Source organism: Altererythrobacter sp. GH1-8, from assembly GCF_043702085.1.
Lineage (GTDB): Bacteria > Pseudomonadota > Alphaproteobacteria > Sphingomonadales > Sphingomonadaceae > Erythrobacter.
This window is the reverse complement of the sequence record NZ_CP171690.1, coordinates 73,020-88,324: the sequence shown is the minus strand read 5'-3', so window position 1 is coordinate 88,324 and position 15,305 is coordinate 73,020. Positions and strand designations below refer to the sequence as shown.

Genomic DNA, 15,305 nt, shown 5'->3' with positions numbered 1-15,305 from the left:
CGGTAAAGCAAGGTTGCACTCAAACCGCTTCCAGAGCTTGCCTGAAATCGGCGATCAAGTCATCCGGATCCTCGATCCCGATGCTGATCCGCACAAGGTTGTCCGTAATGCCGAGCGCGGCCTTGCGCTCGTCGGGCACGGACAGGTGCGTCATCGAAGCAGGATGGCTGGCCAGCGTTTCCGTGCCCCCTAGGCTCACCGCGAGCTTCGCCACTTTCAGCGCATCGAGGAAGCGGAAGCATTCGGATTCCCCGCCCTTGATGAAGACAGAAAAGGTGCTGCCAGCCCCTTCGCAATGCCGATCATAGATATCCTGTTGGCGCGCATCCTCGATCATGCCGAGATAGCCAAGGCCTTCGACCTTGGGATGGCTCTTCAGGAACGCGCAGACTTGCTCCGCATTCTTGCCGGCGCGCTCCATGCGCAGTTCGACGGTTTCGAGGCTGCGCAAGAGCATCCATGCGGTGTTCGGATCGGCAATGCCGCCCATGGTGTTGCGCAGCGCGCGGATCGCATCGATGAAACGCTTCTTGCCGGAGACGCTGCCGGCGACAAGGTCCGAATGACCGCCGACATATTTGGTCAGCGAATAGACCACGAGGTCCGCGCCATGCTCCAGCGGGCGCTGCCACAGGGGGCCGAGGAAGGTGTTGTCGATCGCGATCGGGCAGCGGTCGGCGTCGAAATGCGCATCGCGCGCATCGCGCACCGCTTCGATATCGACCAGCGCATTGGTCGGGTTGCCCGGGCTTTCGAGATAGATCAGCGGCACTTCGCCGCCTTGAGCTTCGGCCTGCGCCTTGGCCTGCTGCATGACAGCGTCGAGCTGTTCCGGCGTCGCCCCTGCCGGGAAGTCGACATAGGTCACGCCGAACTTGGCCATGATCTTCGCGACGAAGCCCTCGCTCGCGGCGTAGAGCGGGCCGGAGTGGACGATCACATCGCCCGCCTTGCAGGCCGCCAGCATCAGGATGGCAATCGCGGTCATCCCGCTGGAGAAGCTGAGCGCTTCTTCCGCGCCGTCCCAGATCGCGAGACGGTCTTCGAGGATTTCCTGATTGGGTGCGTTGAAGCGCGAATAGACGAGGCCCTCCGCGCCGCCCGCGCGCTTGCCGGTGATGCCTTCGAAGTGGCGCTTGCCCGCGGCGGCATTCTCGAACGCGAAGGTGCTGGTGAGGAAGATAGGCGCCTTCAGTGAGCCTTCGGACAGTACCGGGTCATAGCCATAGCCCATCATCAGTGTGCTGGGCTTCATCGGGCGGCCATCGATGGTGGTCACCGGGTCCTTCGGCTTGCGGCGTGGGGTGGGCTGGTCGATAGGGTCAATCGCGTCCGTCATGCGGAGGGTCCTTCCTTTGTACGCGCTCCCAGGAAGGCAGGAGCCGGTCTGACGGGCCCACGCGGCCCCCGTTCCTAACCTCCGCAGGAACGCCTCTCCGCCAAGCCAACTGGTTTCATTTGTTATTATCTTGCGGGGCATCTTCCCGCAACCCTGATCGGGCATGTTGGATACACATGTTACACAGTCCTGAGAGACAATTTCACACATGGTTCTTGCCTGCATGGAGCAGGGGCGCAGAGAACCACAGATTGTCGGCATGGGAGCGGTTTAGCGCCGCAAGCGGCTGTAGGACAGAGATCGCGGAGCCAGGTCGTCCCGATACAATTCCGCCGGCGCGCTGCCTGCTATTCTGACGCTTCGCGAAGGAGAGGCAGGCATATGATTGATGATCCGTTCCAGATGCAACGCGAGCTTCGCTATGGCGCCCCGCGTTGCGACCAGATCCTGACAGGCAGGCACTTCACGATCGGCTATTCGTGGTATTTCCGGCAAGCCAAGTGGACGCTGGAGATCATCAACCGCGACCGGGAACTGGTCAATGATCTGGCGGGGATTGAACGGCTCGACAATTTCCGCGCCGATACGCGCATTCCCAAGCGCTTCCGGGCGGGCCTCAAAGCCTATGTCGGCAGTGGCTATGACCGCGGACATTTGTGCGCCAGCGCCAACCAGGATCTGCAGAATATCCAGAATTCCGAAACGTTCCTGCTGTCCAATATGTCGCCGATGAAGCCCCAGTTCAATCGCGGCATCTGGAGCAAGCTTGAACATGAGATCCGTGTGCTTGATGCGCGTGAAAGCACGCTGGAAACCTATGTCCTGACATGCCCCGTGTTTTATTTCGGCGAGAAGGTGGAGCGGATCGGCAAGGAGCAGGAAGATTTCGGGATCAGCGTGCCGGTGCCGCATGCCTTCATCAAGAGCGTGCTGGTCGAGAACAAGCGTGGCCGGTTCCGCCTCTGGACCTTTGAAATCCCCAACAAGAAACAGACCGCACCGCTCGGGGACTTCCTGGTCAAGACCTATGATGCCGAACAGATCGTGGGCGGCCGCTTCTGGGATCGGATTTCCGGCAGCGACTTGCACACATACAAGAGCAAGCCCGGCAAGATGTGGTGAATGGATGCAGCGCTGGCGATGCGCGCCTAGACCAGCGCGGCAATCATCCAGACCATGCCGACCAGCAGGAAGATCCCGACAAGGTCCAGCAAGAGCCCCGCGCGCACCAGCCGCCCGATCGTGAGCCTGCCGGTCGACCAGGCAATCGCGTTTGGCCCGGTTCCGGCAGGCAGGATGAAGCCCCAACTCGCCGCCAGCGCGGCAGGCATGGCCAGCAGGATGGCTTGCTCTCCTAACCCCAAGGCTGCGGAGAGGCTCGCGACAACTGGAATGATGGCGCTTGCCGTTGCGACATTGCTCGCAAACTCCGTCACCAGCACCACCATCGCGACAATGGCGAGCGCAACGAACACGAGCGGGACGACTTCAAGCGGCAGCAAGGCGTTGCCAAGCCACTCTGCGAGGCCAGAGGCTTGCATTCCCGCCGCGAGCGCCAGTCCGCCGCCGAACATCATGATGACGTCCCACGGCGCGCGGTTAGCCTCATCCCATTTGAGCAGAGGTCTGCCCGTTCCATCTGGCAGCACAAACAGCAAGAGAGCGGCGATGATAGCGATCGTGCCATCGGTCCATGAGCCTTCAGGCAGGTAGGGTGCGACCCACAGCCGGCTCATCCACAGCGCGAACGTAATCGCGATGATCGGGACGAGGCGGCGTTCTGCAATCGTCCAGGCAGTATCGTCGGCGATTGCCTCATGCGCAGCCCGCATGTCGAACGGGCGGTCAGCGATGCGTTGAACCCTGGCAATCAGGACTGCAGCAATGGGAACTCCCACAAGCACGATAGGTACGCCGTACAGCATCCATTGTGCAAAGCTGATCTTGAGGCCAATCATATCGTCCAGCAGCGCCACGGCGATGCCGTTGGTAGGCGATCCGACGATCGTCCCAAGCCCGCCAATACTGGCGGCGAAGGCTATGCCCATCGGCAAAGCTCCGGACAGCCCCTCGGTTTGACTGGTTGCAGTGTCCTCGTTGGCGGAACTGCCTCCTGCTAGAACTGCGAGTGCCATCGGCATCATGATGAGCGCGGTGGACGTGTTCGAGATAAGCATGGAAAGCAGCGCCGCGCTGATCATGAAAGCCAGCAGCAGCCGCATCTGACCGCCGCCGGTGCCGATCGTGTTGAGGATGGCGAGCGAGAGCCGGCGATGCAGTCCGGTGCGCTCGATCGCCAGCGCGAGAAATGCGCCGCCGAGCAAGAGAAACAGGATCGGCTCGTAGTAAGCGCTCGCCGTTTCGCTGGCCGTCATCACGCCGCCAAGCGGCAGAACCACAAACGGAAGCAAGCCCGTTGCCGTCAGCGGGATCGCTTCCGTCATCCACCACGATGCCATCCAGACCACCAGGCCTGCCACCAGCCATCCAGGCTCTGTCATCCCGGCTGGAGGGGCAGTCAATACCGTGACGGCGAAGGCGAGCGGCCCGATAACAAGGCCGGTTGCACGAGCGTTCATGAAGCTCCCCCAGGATACCCGGAAGAGATGTTAGCGATCAGCTCGGAGTTTGGCGAGCGAGATATCGGCGCTGGACGACTACTCGATTTCCTCCTTGGCAGGATCTTCGCCGGGCAACTGGATGTCTGCAAAATAGACCGTGCCAGTCCGACCTTCGCGTTCGATGCGTTCCATTTTCGTGCCATGTTCGCGCAGCAACGCAGCCATGCCTTGGGGAATGCGGAAGCGCTGGGGCGAGCCATCGGTTGTGACATTGCTGTAGCTTGGCTCGCGCACACCGCCTGCAAGGTCAGCGATATCCGCTTCATAAATGGTGGCATCCACGGCTCTGGTTTGGCTCAGCAATTGCTGCACTTCGGTTTCAGCATGTTGTGCCAGATGTGTGCGCAGATCTTGCTCCCAGTCCTTGAAGTAAAACGGTGCTGCTTCCTCGTAGATCTTGGATACCTGCAAGCGGTCGTCGCGCTTCTGGACGCCGCGCAGGGAATTGATGAAATCGCTCGCGCCGCGATCGAGCAACCGGTCAAGATTTTCGACATCGAATGCCCCGCGCTGGATCGAAGGGCCGCCAATGTCACCGCGCCAGAAAGCATAGATTACGCGTGGATCCTTCCAGTGACGAAACACGATCTGTGTGCGAATGTCCTTGGGGCTCATCTTGACACCGCTAACGGTGATGAACTTGGCTTCGTCGAGCAGAACGCCGTCAATCTCGATGGTGCTCGGCTGACGCACCGGCCAGCTTTCACCGATCTTCTCTACTAGCGCGACATTGTGGAGATTAATCCAGTAGGCGAGCTGTTCGTTGCGCGGGATGCGGTTGAATTCGATCAAGTCGGGCGTTGCCTCAAGCTCTGCACGATAATCGCGAATGCTTGCACGAAGGGCGTCATCGAAGAACGAGAACATCACGCGATTGCCTTCGAGCCGGTAGCGCGAATCATGACCATACTGCCGACGTGTTCCGAGGCCTGACTCCGGCCGACCGGCCACTTGGCGCAGCGAGCGGCCCATGGGAAAGACGATATAGCGGATGGCTTCGTCCCAGGCGCTGTAATCGATATGGTGCTCGATCCGAGCAGTCGACGGGCTGAAGCGCTCAAAGGCCGGGTCGACTGCCGGAGCCGCGATGGTCAGAACGCCGCCCATTTCCGCTTGCGCAGATGCGGGCGCTGCCAAAGGCGCAACGAGAGCGGCAGATACCAGTGCGCCGGCGATGAGAGACGAACTGCGGCTATACTTTGGAAGTGCCATGGGGGGCAGCCTTTCAATCTGATTCCTGAAACGGTGCGGGATCACGTGAGTTATAGGTGTAATACAGCGGAAAAGTAGTAGCACTGTCAATACGTTCCATCGCGCTGATCGATCCAGAACCGGTGTCGGTGGAGCCGATTACGGCTCTGTAACGCAAAGCAGCCCGAGGTGCTTAGCCCCGAGCTGCCTGAAATACCGAGATCGCTTTTTGCGGTTACTTAGGTGCAAGCACCATCAGCATCTGGCGACCTTCAAGGCGCGGGAAGGCTTCGACCTTGGCGACTTCCTGGACGTCGTCCTGAACCCGTTTGAGCAGGTTCATGCCGAGTTCCTGGTGCGCCATTTCGCGCCCGCGGAAGCGCAGGGTGATCTTCACCTTGTCGCCATTGTCGATGAACTTGTTCACATTGCGCATCTTCACGTCATAATCATGCGTGTCGATGTTGGGACGCATTTTGACTTCCTTGATGTCCTGCGTCTTCTGCGTCTTGCGCGCGAGGTTGGCTTTCTTCTGCGCTTCGTAGCGATACTTCCCAACATCAAGGAACTTCGCCACCGGCGGATCGGCGTTGGGAGAAACTTCGACGAGGTTCAGACCAAGGTCGTTGGCCTGCTCAATCGCTTCGCGGGTGTTCATGACACCCAGGTTCTCACCCTCATGATCGATCACACGGACCGTCGGGGACTGAATGAAATTGTCGTAGCGAGGGCCGCTTTTAGCGGGCGGGGCCATCGATCGCCGTGGTGGAGGGGCTATGGGGTATTCTCCTGTGTTTGCCTGTGTGGTTCGTGTGCGAGTCTGCGCCTGTGCGCAGGGCCGCTATGTAGGCAGTGTCGCAGCAAAACGCTAGGAGAGAGTTTCTTTGCGGCTCCGCGCCACCCGCGCCTTCCACCCGGAGCCTGCCGGGATACAATCCGGGTGGGAGCGTGGAGGGTGCGGGTGGCGATGTTAGCCAAGCGAACGGACGGGAGCGCTGGCGCTTGAGGCCAAACAAGACTCAAGCTGCGTTTCGATAGAGCGCAAACTGCACCAGCTTGCCCTTTGCGGCCAGAACCGCATCAATCCGAGTGGCCGGGCGGAGCGCTTCGAGGATTTCCGGTGCGCCTGCATCCATCCCGCCGGTCAGCGCGCCGAATGCTGGCAGGATCATCCGGTCGCCCTTGGCCGCACTCCTGCTGACAACGCCGCAAGGGCGGCTGACATGGCGGCCACGCACTTTGACGCGCATCTTGGGATGAAAGTGTCCTGACAGTTCGGGCCTGGTCTCGCCGCGCTGCGCTTCGTGCCGCAGCACAATCCCGGCCAGCTCCAGCTCTGCGAGCACCTCACCGCCAAATCCGCGCGCCATATGTTCATCGTGATTGCCGGTGATCCAGACCCAGTCGAGCGAACGGGTCAGCGCCTCCAGCATCCCGCTGGCATAGGGATCAAGCCGCTGCGTACCCGCATTGTCATGGAAGTTGTCGCCCAATGTGATCACGCGCCGCGCACCGGTTGCTTTCACCGCATCCGCCACCCGCTCCAGCGTCTCGCGGCTGTCATAGGGCGGCAGCATCTGCCCGTGCTGCGCATACCAGCTTGCCTTCTCCAGATGCAGGTCCGCCACCAGCAATGCGCGCTCACGCGGCCAGTAAAGCGCGCGCGAAGAGGTCAGGACGAACTCCTCTCCAGCGAAATCCAGCGGCGCGAACGAAACGGGAACCATTAGCATTACTTGCCGAGTGCGCGCGGCTTTGGCAAGAGAGCGATAACGCTTTGATTGGGATCAAAGAGATTTGCCGGGGGCCGGAGCACGGGATCGCTCCGCGAACGCCGGAATAACGGGAGACGACATGGCTGACTGGACTGAGCAAACTGCGCGCGCAAAGGCATGGTTTGAGGGCCTACGCGACGATATTTGTGCAGCGTTCGAAGCGATCGAACGCGAGGCCGGCTCCGATGCAAGCTTTGAGTACACCCCGTGGACGCGCGAGGAAGAAGGCAATCCCGATCCGGGCGGCGGCGTTCAGGGCCTCATGAAAGGCAAGGTGTTCGAGAAAGTTGGGGTCAATTGCTCGACGGTAAAGGGCAGCTTCTCGCCGGAGTTTGCCGGTCAGGTAAATGGCGCAAGCGTCGACAATCCCGGCTTCACTGCGACCGGCATCAGCCTCGTTGCTCACATGACCAACCCGCATGTGCCCGCCGTTCACATGAACACTCGCTTCCTGACGACGCAGGCGGCGTGGTTTGGTGGGGGAGGGGATTTGAACCCTCCGATCCCCTATGAGGAGGACACCGAGGATTTCCACGCGCGCTTCCGCGCGGCCTGCATGGCCCACAACCCGACCTATTACGACAAGTTCAAGAAGTGGGCGGATGACTATTTCTATATTCCTCACCGCGAAGTACATCGCGGCGTGGGCGGAATTTTCTACGATCATCTGGAATGCCGGGACGAGGCCGCGTTTGAGCGCAATTTTGCGTTCACGCAGGATGTCGGGAAGGCGTTCCTCGACATCTATCCGCAGCTTGTGCGCCGCCGGATGAATACCGAATATTCAGACGCGGACGTTGCAACGCAGCTCGAATATCGCGGGCGTTATGCGGAGTTCAATCTGGTCTATGACCGGGGCACGCTGTTTGGTCTCAAGACTGGCGGCAACATTGATGCGATCCTGATGAGCCTGCCGCCCAGAGCAACCTGGTCGTGACGAATTGGCGAGGTTGCGTTTTTGCGTTGCAATAGCGCCCTTCGCACCGCACATTTGACCTGATGTTGCGGCAATACGAACTGGTTGAGCGGGTCAAGTCCTATGACCCGGACGCTGACGAAGCGGCGCTCAACCGCGCCTATGTCTACACCGTACAAAAACACGGCACGCAAAAGCGCGCATCGGGCGATCCCTATTTCAGCCATCCGGTCGAAGTTGCAGGCCTGATGACGGACCTGCAGCTTGACCAGGAAACCATCATCACGGCGCTGCTGCACGACACGGTCGAAGACACGCTGGCCACGATCGAAGATATCGAAGCCAATTTCGGGGTCGATATCGCGCGGCTCGTCGATGGTGTGACGAAGCTGTCCAAGATCGAAGCGATGCCGGAAAACGAGCGCGCGGCGGAAAACCTGCGCAAGTTCCTGCTTGCGATGAGCGAAGACATACGCGTGCTGCTGGTCAAGCTCGCCGACCGCTTGCACAACATGCGCACGCTCCATTTCATCAAGTCGCCAGAAAAACGGCAACGGATCGCGCGTGAGACGATGGACATCTATGCGCCGCTGGCTGAGCGGGTCGGCATGTACGAATATATGCGCGAGATGCAGCTCCTCGCTTTCGAACAGCTCGAACCGGAGGCTTTCAGGACCATCAACGACCGGCTGGAGGTGCTGCGCAATCAGGATGGCGGGCAAGTCGATGCGATTGCACTCAAGATAAAGCAGGCGCTGGCAGAAGCGGGTCTCAAAGTCGAAGTCTCAGGCCGCGAAAAGCACCCCTATTCGATCTGGCACAAGATGGCTGAGCGGCATGTGTCGTTCGAGCAGGTAACCGACATCATGGCGTTCCGCGTCATCTGCGATGATGTTGCGGACTGCTACCGCGCGATGGGCATCCTGCATACGACGTGGCAGTTCCTGCCGGGCAAGTTCAAGGATTATATCTCCACGCCCAAATCCAACGGCTACCGCTCGCTGCATACCTCGCTGATGTACGAAAGCTCGATGCGTGTCGAAGTCCAGATCCGCACCCGCGAGATGCATCAGCGTAACGAATTCGGGCTTGCAGCGCATTGGGCCTACAAGCAGGGCGAACGTCCCGATGGACAGGTCGGCTGGCTGCGCGACCTCATTGAGATTGTCGATGCCGCGCATGATGCCGAGGAACTGCTCGAGCATACCCGGCTGGCCATATATCAGGACCGCATTTTCGCCTTCACGCCCAAGGGCGGGCTGTTCCAGCTTCCCAAAGGCGCAAGTCCGATCGACTTTGCCTTTGCCGTGCATACGGACCTTGGCGCGCAAGCGGTGGGTGCCAAGATCAACGGTCGCCACATGCCGCTACGCACCCAGCTCAACAATGGCGACGTGGTCGAGATCATCAAGAGCAAGAAGGCAGAACCGCAACTCTCCTGGCTCAGCTTTGTCGTCACCGGCAAGGCACGGGCCGCCATCCGCCGAGCGGTGCGGCTTAAAGAGCGCGCTGAGGTCGCGGAAATTGGCGGCAAGCTGTTCGATGCGATTGCAACGCGGGTTCCGGCCAAGATCGGCAAGAAAGCCATGCGAGAAGCCTTGAAGCGGCTCGACATGGATGAGGAAGAAGACCTGATGTATGCGATTGGCGCGGCCAAGCTGTCTGATCGCGATGTGATGGAAGCGCTGGTTCCAGGCTGCACTGCGGAATTCGACGAGGACGAGGACTGGACGCGGCGCGAGCATGCGATTTCCATTCGCGGGCTGACCCCCGGTGTCGGGTTTGAACTTGCAGCCTGCTGTCACCCGGTGCCAGGCGACCGGATCGTGGGATTGCGCAATCCCGGCGCGCGCGTGGAAGTGCATTCGATCAACTGCCTCGAGCTTGCCAATGGGGTCGACGCAGACTGGCTCGACCTGTCCTGGGGCAAGCGTTCGCAAGGCGCGCTCGGGCGGCTCAGAGTTACGCTCTACGACAGGCCCGGAACGCTCGCAGAGATGGCCGGGATCTTCGCGCAAAACGTCGCCAATGTGACCAGTCTTGAACAGGTCGAGCTCGACCATCCCTTCACGACCTATGAGATTGACGCAGAAGTCCAGGACCTTGCGCACCTGACCCGCATCGTCAGTGCCTTGCGGGCGAGCGATGCTATCGCTCAGGCGGAGCGGGTTTAGGAGAGCGGCCATGGCGATTATCGGTCTCGACCACGTAAACATCTCCATCCCCGTCGGCGGTGAAGACAAGGCGCGCGCATTCTACGCAGACTTGCTTGGGATGCATGAAGTGCCCAAGCCCGATAACCTGTCAGCGAGCGGCTGCTGGTTCGAACGCGGCGGCGTGAGCCTGCATATGGGGGCCGATCCTGAGTTCACGCCGGCCCGCAAGGCGCATCCGGCCTTTCTGGTCGATGATCTCGCGGGGCTCCGCGCCAAGCTCGACCACGCGGGACATGAGACGCGCGATGACAAGCCGGTGGAAGGCTATGACCGTTTCTTTGCCTTCGATCCGTTCGGCAATCGGGTCGAATTCATGCAGTTGATCTGAGCGTTAGAGCAGTTCGAGTTCGACCGTTACCAGATCGCCCTCAGCCAAGTCTTCGGCGCGCATGACCCGCTTGCTGACCAACAGGATCCATTCTTTGGCTTCGGCATCTGAACGAGAACGCTGCGGGAAAACCGAGCTTTTCCATTCCGTCTCGCCAATCCGCGCCATTACCTTGACAGAGCCGAAGCCGCGCTGCGTGCCGTATTCAAGCCGGTGGAGCCGCGCATGCATGGCGATCTGCTCGGCTTCGTTCCCGGTGATGACGACCAGATGGTAGGTGCCTCTGTCACCTTGCCAACGGGTGAGGGGGAGGGTGGCGCAGACTGTCTCGCTCATACTATTCCCCTCCCCATGGGGAGGGGTAAGGGGTGGGGGTTCGGCGATTCAACAATTCAGCACACCCACCCCCAGCCCCTCCCTCAAGGGAGGGGAGAATTGTCACTCACCCACCACGCGTCGCACCGGCACCGGGATGTTGCAGATATCCGCGCCGCCTGCGGGGTGGATGAAGAACGGATCGCGGCGATTTGCGCGCGCTTCGGCATAGCGGGCGAAGCTCTCGCTTTCGGTCGAGAGGTATTCGAACGAAGGCATTGGAAACTCGATTCGGTCGCTTGCAATCCTGACCGAAAGGATCGGCGTGCGCTTGTCCTTCTCGAAATCGGCGTAGAAACCCAACTCGCCCTTGCCGCGCGGGAGCGATGACAAGTGCTCCATCCCTTCGATCACGCGGCCTACCAGCGCGATATTGCGATCGAGATGCCGCGGCGCATGACCGATGACGGTGTAAAGCTCTGCGCCTGATCCTGTGTCCGGCGAGTAGTTCCGCCCCACGCCAACCATACCGTAGCAATGGACGGGCCAACGACTTTCGTCATCGCCCGCAAGCGGCCAGCCGCTTCGAACCCAATTTTGAGAGGCGTATAGATCGCTAGAATTCTGACCGGCGATGGAGTCGAAAAGATTCTTGGTGTAAGAAACATACTCATCCTCCCCCATCACCTTTAGTCCATAAGGCAGCGGCTTGGCCTCGCCGCCGCTCTCCGGATTGTCGTAATTGGGATCACCCCATTGCACGACGTAATTGTCTTGTACGCGGTTGACGCTGATCCCGTCATACCAGCCACTGCGCGCGAGCAGCTTGATATTGTGCACCCACCCTTGGCTGAATGGCTCTGGCATCAGCTGGATCACAACTTCGCGCGCGTTGCCATCCCGGTCTGGGGCAAGCGTCATCACCAGCAGGTCATCCGCCGGGATGCTGACCCATTCCTCGGGTGTCGCAGCGTCTACGATCTGGTTGGGCGAGGGTGCTGTGGCCTCAGCCTCACCGGTTTGAGCGAGAGCAATTGCGGGAAGCGCGAGTGCGGCGATGCTGAGGCAGAGCTTCTTCATTTTGTCTTGCTGCCATCAGATGACTTGCGCGGCAAGCAGATGGTGGCTAGTGCGCGCGCTCTTGCCCTCAACTAGCGAAGCGATACGACGGATAAGAACCCTTGTCCTCACGTAGCGAAGCGATAGGACGGACAGGAACGCGCTCAAGCAGCAAGGCGGTAGCGCGAACATAGTGCGGAGCAGTGGCCGAGTGGTCGAAGGCGCACGCCTGGAAAGTGTGTATACGGCAACCCCGTATCGAGGGTTCGAATCCCTCCTGCTCCGCCACCCATTTCATTGATATTTCTCGTCTTTTTGTATTCCCTGCATGTCACGGATATGTCGGAACTATAGTTCGGTAAGCCGTCAGTAGAGGGAAGAATCAGCAGCGTCTCCGGCGTTATTCTGAGGGAATTTGCGCAGGCAGTCTCCGCGCTGGAATTTCTCGGTGCGGTTTCCCTGTTTATCAGGGGATCTACAGGGAATTCTTCCGGTTCAGGCCGATTTGGGCCAATCGAGGGCCCGCGCTGCTGCTCTCAAACCCCTGGGCTTGCTCAGCTTTTGAGTGTCGGCTCAGCTTAAATTCCCTAGACATCGGAGCAGGGAATTTTCCCCGCCTTGCAGGGAACCGATCGTGACGCTGCAGGGACTGTGAGCGGCTTCGCGAGAAGCTCAATTTGGCAGGTTCCAACCGAGCACTTCGCGCTGCTTCTTCCAGTCGATGGGAATGGTGATTGCCTTCAATGCTTCGAGGGTTAGGCTCGGCGGTTGGCGACCTGCGAGAATGTCGCATTGCAGTTCAGGTGCGAGCAGAGCCAGACGCAGGATCTGGCGATCGTAGATGGATGCAGGGGAAGCCTGGAGCGATGGCATGCCGCGCTTCCAGTCGAGCATGCGATGCGCTTTGCGAAGAGCTGCGATCAGGGCTGGGTCAGGATGTGCCGGAGGCTGCGATCCAGCGATGACGAGCCGCTTGCCGCCGCGAAAGGGCAGAGCCATCGGCACCTCAATGCGAGTTGTCTGCTGGCTGATGAGGACGATGATCTCATCCTCGCGCAGGTTCGTCTTGAGCTCCTTCAGCGAATTGCTGGGAAGATCGAGCAGCAGGCTGCCTTCTCCCAGGTGGATGGCCAGCGGTACAGAAAGCGGATCATCCGACTTTGGCAGCCATCGAAGAATGAGATCGCCGAGTGTCCTCTCAAGCTCTGCAGCTCCGATACGGCGTACCACACCATCATCGATGGGTTTTACCCCTTGCTGAAGTGAGGCCGAGACATGGTAGCGATAGAGTGTGCCGTGACGGTTCTTTGTGAACACCGGTGTCATGACTTCGCCCTTTGCATCGAAGAGCTTGCCGGTAAGGACAGACCTTGCATTGGGCGAGCGTCGGCGGCGCTTGGGCGCATGCTGCTCGAGCGATCGTTGAACCCGGTCGAACAGCGCCTGATCGATGATCGCCTGGTGCTCGCCTTCATGCACCACGCCCTTGTGCCGGATCTTGGCCAGATAGACCGGGTTCTTGAGCAGATGGAACAGCGCCCCGCGGTTGAAGCGGCAGCCGCCCATGACTGTGCCTTTGGCCGTGGTCCAGCGCTTGGAGGTAATGCCGCGCCTGGCAAGATCGCGCTGAAGCGCATGGACCGAGCCAAGCTCGAGATAGCGCGCAAAGATGAAGCGTACTGTCTTGGCCTCGTCCTCATTGACCTGAAGTGTTCTCGTCCCAGGAGCAGGCAGGTCGTATCCTAACGGCAAAACACCTCCCATCCACATACCCTTGGCCTTCGAGGCAGCGATCTTGTCGCGGATGCGTTCGCCGGTCACTTCGCGCTCGAACTGCGCGAATGAAAGAAGCACGTTGAGGGTAAGTCGTCCCATGGAGCTGGTGGTGTTGAACGACTGAGTGACGCTGACGAAGCTTACCTTCTGAGCATCAAAGCGCTCAACGATCCGGGCGAAGTCCGGAAGCGACCGGGTCAGCCGGTCGATCTTGTAGACCACGACCACGTCTACAAAGCCTTGATCGACGTCGGCTAGCAGGCGCTGAAGCGCTGGCCTATCCATGCTGCCTCCTGAGAACCCGCCATCGTCATAGAGCGTGGGGATGAGCTGCCAACCTTCATGTGCCTGGCTCTTCACATAGGCTTCGCCTGCTTCACGCTGAGCGTCCAGGCTGTTGAACTCCTGGTCGAGACCTTCATCGCTGCTCTTGCGGGTGTAGATCGCGCAGCGAAGGAGCTTGGGCGTCTTGCTCATTGTGCATCTCTAAGGCCGAAGAAGCGCGGCCCGTTCCACTTTGACCCTGCAATAGCTGTTGCGGCTGCCGACAAGCTCGGGAAGAGCTGATCCTCCCACCGAAAGCCGTTCTCCTCGACCACAACTTCAATCCGCTTGCCCTTCCAGTTGCGTGTGAGACGCGTGCCATGGCCAAGCTCCAGTCCTTCAGCGCGCGGCGCTCCTTTCTTCGCGAGCGTGCGGCGCGTGGCATCCTCGAGGCCGCCATAGGCCTCCGCCTGTATCCGCCAGGCCAGCAGCATGCGCATAAATGGCTCGGACCTGAGCACTGGCGGAGCGCCATAACGTCTCCTCCATTCGGTTCTCAGCTCATCCAGACCCATGCTCTCGATGGCGGCTACAGCCTCGCCGATATGAACCTCGGTCATGATGAGGCCTTTGCGTAATAGCGGCGCACGCCGTCTGTCTTCTCTGAAGTGATTGCCAGGCCTCGCTTCTTGAGTGCACCGGCCAATGCGCCGCGCACCGAGTGCTGCTGCCATCCGGTAATGTCGCACATCTCGGCAATGCTGGCGCCGCTCTCGCGAGTGAGCAGACCTTGGAGCTGGTCCAATCGCGTGGGAGGCTTACGTTTTGTGGTGTTCGCTTTGGCTAAAGCGGCGCTCGCCTTCGATGCGGGCTTCTTCGATACGGTCATCGACCTGGTCATGGGTGTTCTCCGGTTTACGCGGTCGGGACAATCCCGCCACTACCGGCAACAGCCCGGCTCTCCGGGCACCACACACCAATGCTCACCTTTCCGCACTAGTCCAGTGGAATGTCAGGAATGCGCCCCAATCCGAGACATAGCCGTCCAAAATTTTATTTCCTGACAGCGGACATTCCCTGAGGCCATTCCGGCCGAGGAGAATGACAATGACTTACCCACAATTCGACCTAGCTACGCACAATTGAGTTGCGAGGAATTTGGGAGCAAAGAGTTGGCTCCAAGCGCAAGTTCAATCAGAAGCAGATATGGAAAAAATGTTTGTGGACGTTGATGCAGAATCGGAGGACTTTCGATACCGGATCCGCACACCGCCGGTAGGTAGGATTTGATATTGTCGTAATGACATCACAAATGCGGCCACGCTGTTCCAGCGCGTTCGCGAAGATTCGAGAAACGCAGAATCTTGAAATTTCTCGGTATCATAGCCTCCAAGTATCCCACCGTTGCAATCCGCAGCACACCACAAGCAATGCGTTTAGCTGCTGACCTTCACGAATATCTAATGAAGGTGCCAAGACCTAAGGCACCACCATTGGTTGATGAT

At 59.7% G+C, this 15,305-nt stretch carries 14 protein-coding genes and 1 tRNA gene; 5 read left to right on the top strand and 10 right to left on the bottom strand.

What is annotated here, in order from left to right; all coding sequences use genetic code 11:
• Positions 1-19: 19 nt before the first annotated feature.
• Positions 20-1,339, bottom strand: a complete 1,320-nt coding sequence (locus tag ACG9DO_RS00405) for a cystathionine gamma-synthase family protein (RefSeq protein ID WP_394729568.1) — start codon at positions 1,337-1,339, stop codon at positions 20-22.
• A 381-nt stretch (positions 1,340-1,720) separates the two neighbouring features.
• Here ACG9DO_RS00405 and ACG9DO_RS00400 point away from each other — a divergent pair, with 381 nt between their 5' ends.
• A complete protein-coding gene (locus ACG9DO_RS00400; RefSeq protein ID WP_394729566.1) occupies positions 1,721-2,461 on the top strand; it encodes a DNA/RNA non-specific endonuclease in 741 nt (246 codons plus the stop codon).
• 26 nt (positions 2,462-2,487) lie between these two features.
• On the opposite strand, the gene ACG9DO_RS00395 is transcribed toward ACG9DO_RS00400, so the two are convergent.
• The 4 genes from ACG9DO_RS00395 to pdeM form a co-directional block, all read right to left on the bottom strand.
• Positions 2,488-3,918: an SLC13 family permease gene (locus tag ACG9DO_RS00395; protein ID WP_394729564.1), complete on the bottom strand. Its 1,431-nt coding sequence runs from the start codon at positions 3,916-3,918 to the stop codon at positions 2,488-2,490.
• Positions 3,919-3,996: 78 nt separating this feature from the next.
• Positions 3,997-5,172 carry a DUF547 domain-containing protein gene (locus tag ACG9DO_RS00390; protein WP_394729562.1) on the bottom strand — a complete coding sequence of 392 codons (1,176 nt, stop codon included), beginning with the start codon at positions 5,170-5,172 and terminating at the stop codon, positions 3,997-3,999.
• A gap of 214 nt (positions 5,173-5,386) precedes the next feature.
• Positions 5,387-5,905, bottom strand: a complete 519-nt coding sequence (infC, locus tag ACG9DO_RS00385; protein ID WP_394729560.1) for a translation initiation factor IF-3 — start codon at positions 5,903-5,905, stop codon at positions 5,387-5,389.
• 265 nt (positions 5,906-6,170) lie between these two features.
• On the bottom strand, positions 6,171-6,878 hold the full coding sequence (pdeM, locus tag ACG9DO_RS00380) for a ligase-associated DNA damage response endonuclease PdeM (RefSeq protein ID WP_394729558.1): 708 nt from the start codon (positions 6,876-6,878) through the stop codon (positions 6,171-6,173).
• Between the two features lie 127 nt (positions 6,879-7,005).
• Between pdeM and hemF the strand changes: the two genes are divergently transcribed.
• The 3 genes from hemF to ACG9DO_RS00365 all read left to right on the top strand — a co-directional run bounded on the left by hemF (position 7,006) and on the right by ACG9DO_RS00365 (position 10,386).
• The gene (gene hemF / locus ACG9DO_RS00375; RefSeq protein ID WP_394729556.1) at positions 7,006-7,863 is read left to right on the top strand and encodes an oxygen-dependent coproporphyrinogen oxidase; all 858 of its coding nucleotides are present in this window, start codon (positions 7,006-7,008) and stop codon (positions 7,861-7,863) included.
• A 62-nt stretch (positions 7,864-7,925) separates the two neighbouring features.
• Positions 7,926-10,016 carry a RelA/SpoT family protein gene (locus ACG9DO_RS00370; RefSeq protein WP_394729554.1) on the top strand — a complete coding sequence of 697 codons (2,091 nt, stop codon included), beginning with the start codon at positions 7,926-7,928 and terminating at the stop codon, positions 10,014-10,016.
• Between the two features lie 10 nt (positions 10,017-10,026).
• Entirely contained in the window at positions 10,027-10,386 is a 360-nt protein-coding gene (locus ACG9DO_RS00365; protein WP_394729552.1) for a VOC family protein, read from the top strand.
• Between the two features lie 3 nt (positions 10,387-10,389).
• Here ACG9DO_RS00365 and ACG9DO_RS00360 read toward each other — a convergent pair whose 3' ends face one another.
• A complete protein-coding gene (locus ACG9DO_RS00360; protein ID WP_394729550.1) occupies positions 10,390-10,722 on the bottom strand; it encodes a DUF1905 domain-containing protein in 333 nt (110 codons plus the stop codon).
• 102 nt (positions 10,723-10,824) lie between these two features.
• Positions 10,825-11,781, bottom strand: a complete 957-nt coding sequence (locus ACG9DO_RS00355) for a peptidylprolyl isomerase (RefSeq protein WP_394729548.1) — start codon at positions 11,779-11,781, stop codon at positions 10,825-10,827.
• Between the two features lie 176 nt (positions 11,782-11,957).
• Here ACG9DO_RS00355 and ACG9DO_RS00350 point away from each other — a divergent pair.
• Positions 11,958-12,048 (top strand) — tRNA-Ser (locus ACG9DO_RS00350).
• Positions 12,049-12,432: 384 nt separating this feature from the next.
• Here the strand turns inward: ACG9DO_RS00350 and ACG9DO_RS00345 are convergent.
• Genes ACG9DO_RS00345 through ACG9DO_RS00335 form a run of 3 tightly spaced genes read right to left on the bottom strand, consistent with a single transcriptional unit; the run spans position 12,433 to position 14,701 of the window.
• Complete coding sequence (locus ACG9DO_RS00345; protein WP_394729546.1) at positions 12,433-14,013, bottom strand: recombinase family protein; 1,581 nt, start codon at positions 14,011-14,013, stop codon at positions 12,433-12,435.
• A complete protein-coding gene (locus ACG9DO_RS00340; protein ID WP_394729543.1) occupies positions 14,010-14,420 on the bottom strand; it encodes a DUF2924 domain-containing protein in 411 nt (136 codons plus the stop codon). The genes ACG9DO_RS00345 and ACG9DO_RS00340 overlap by 4 nt, the downstream gene beginning before the upstream one ends.
• On the bottom strand, positions 14,417-14,701 hold the full coding sequence (locus tag ACG9DO_RS00335; protein ID WP_394729541.1) for a DUF3489 domain-containing protein: 285 nt from the start codon (positions 14,699-14,701) through the stop codon (positions 14,417-14,419). The genes ACG9DO_RS00340 and ACG9DO_RS00335 overlap by 4 nt, the downstream gene beginning before the upstream one ends.
• Positions 14,702-15,305 lie beyond the last annotated feature (604 nt).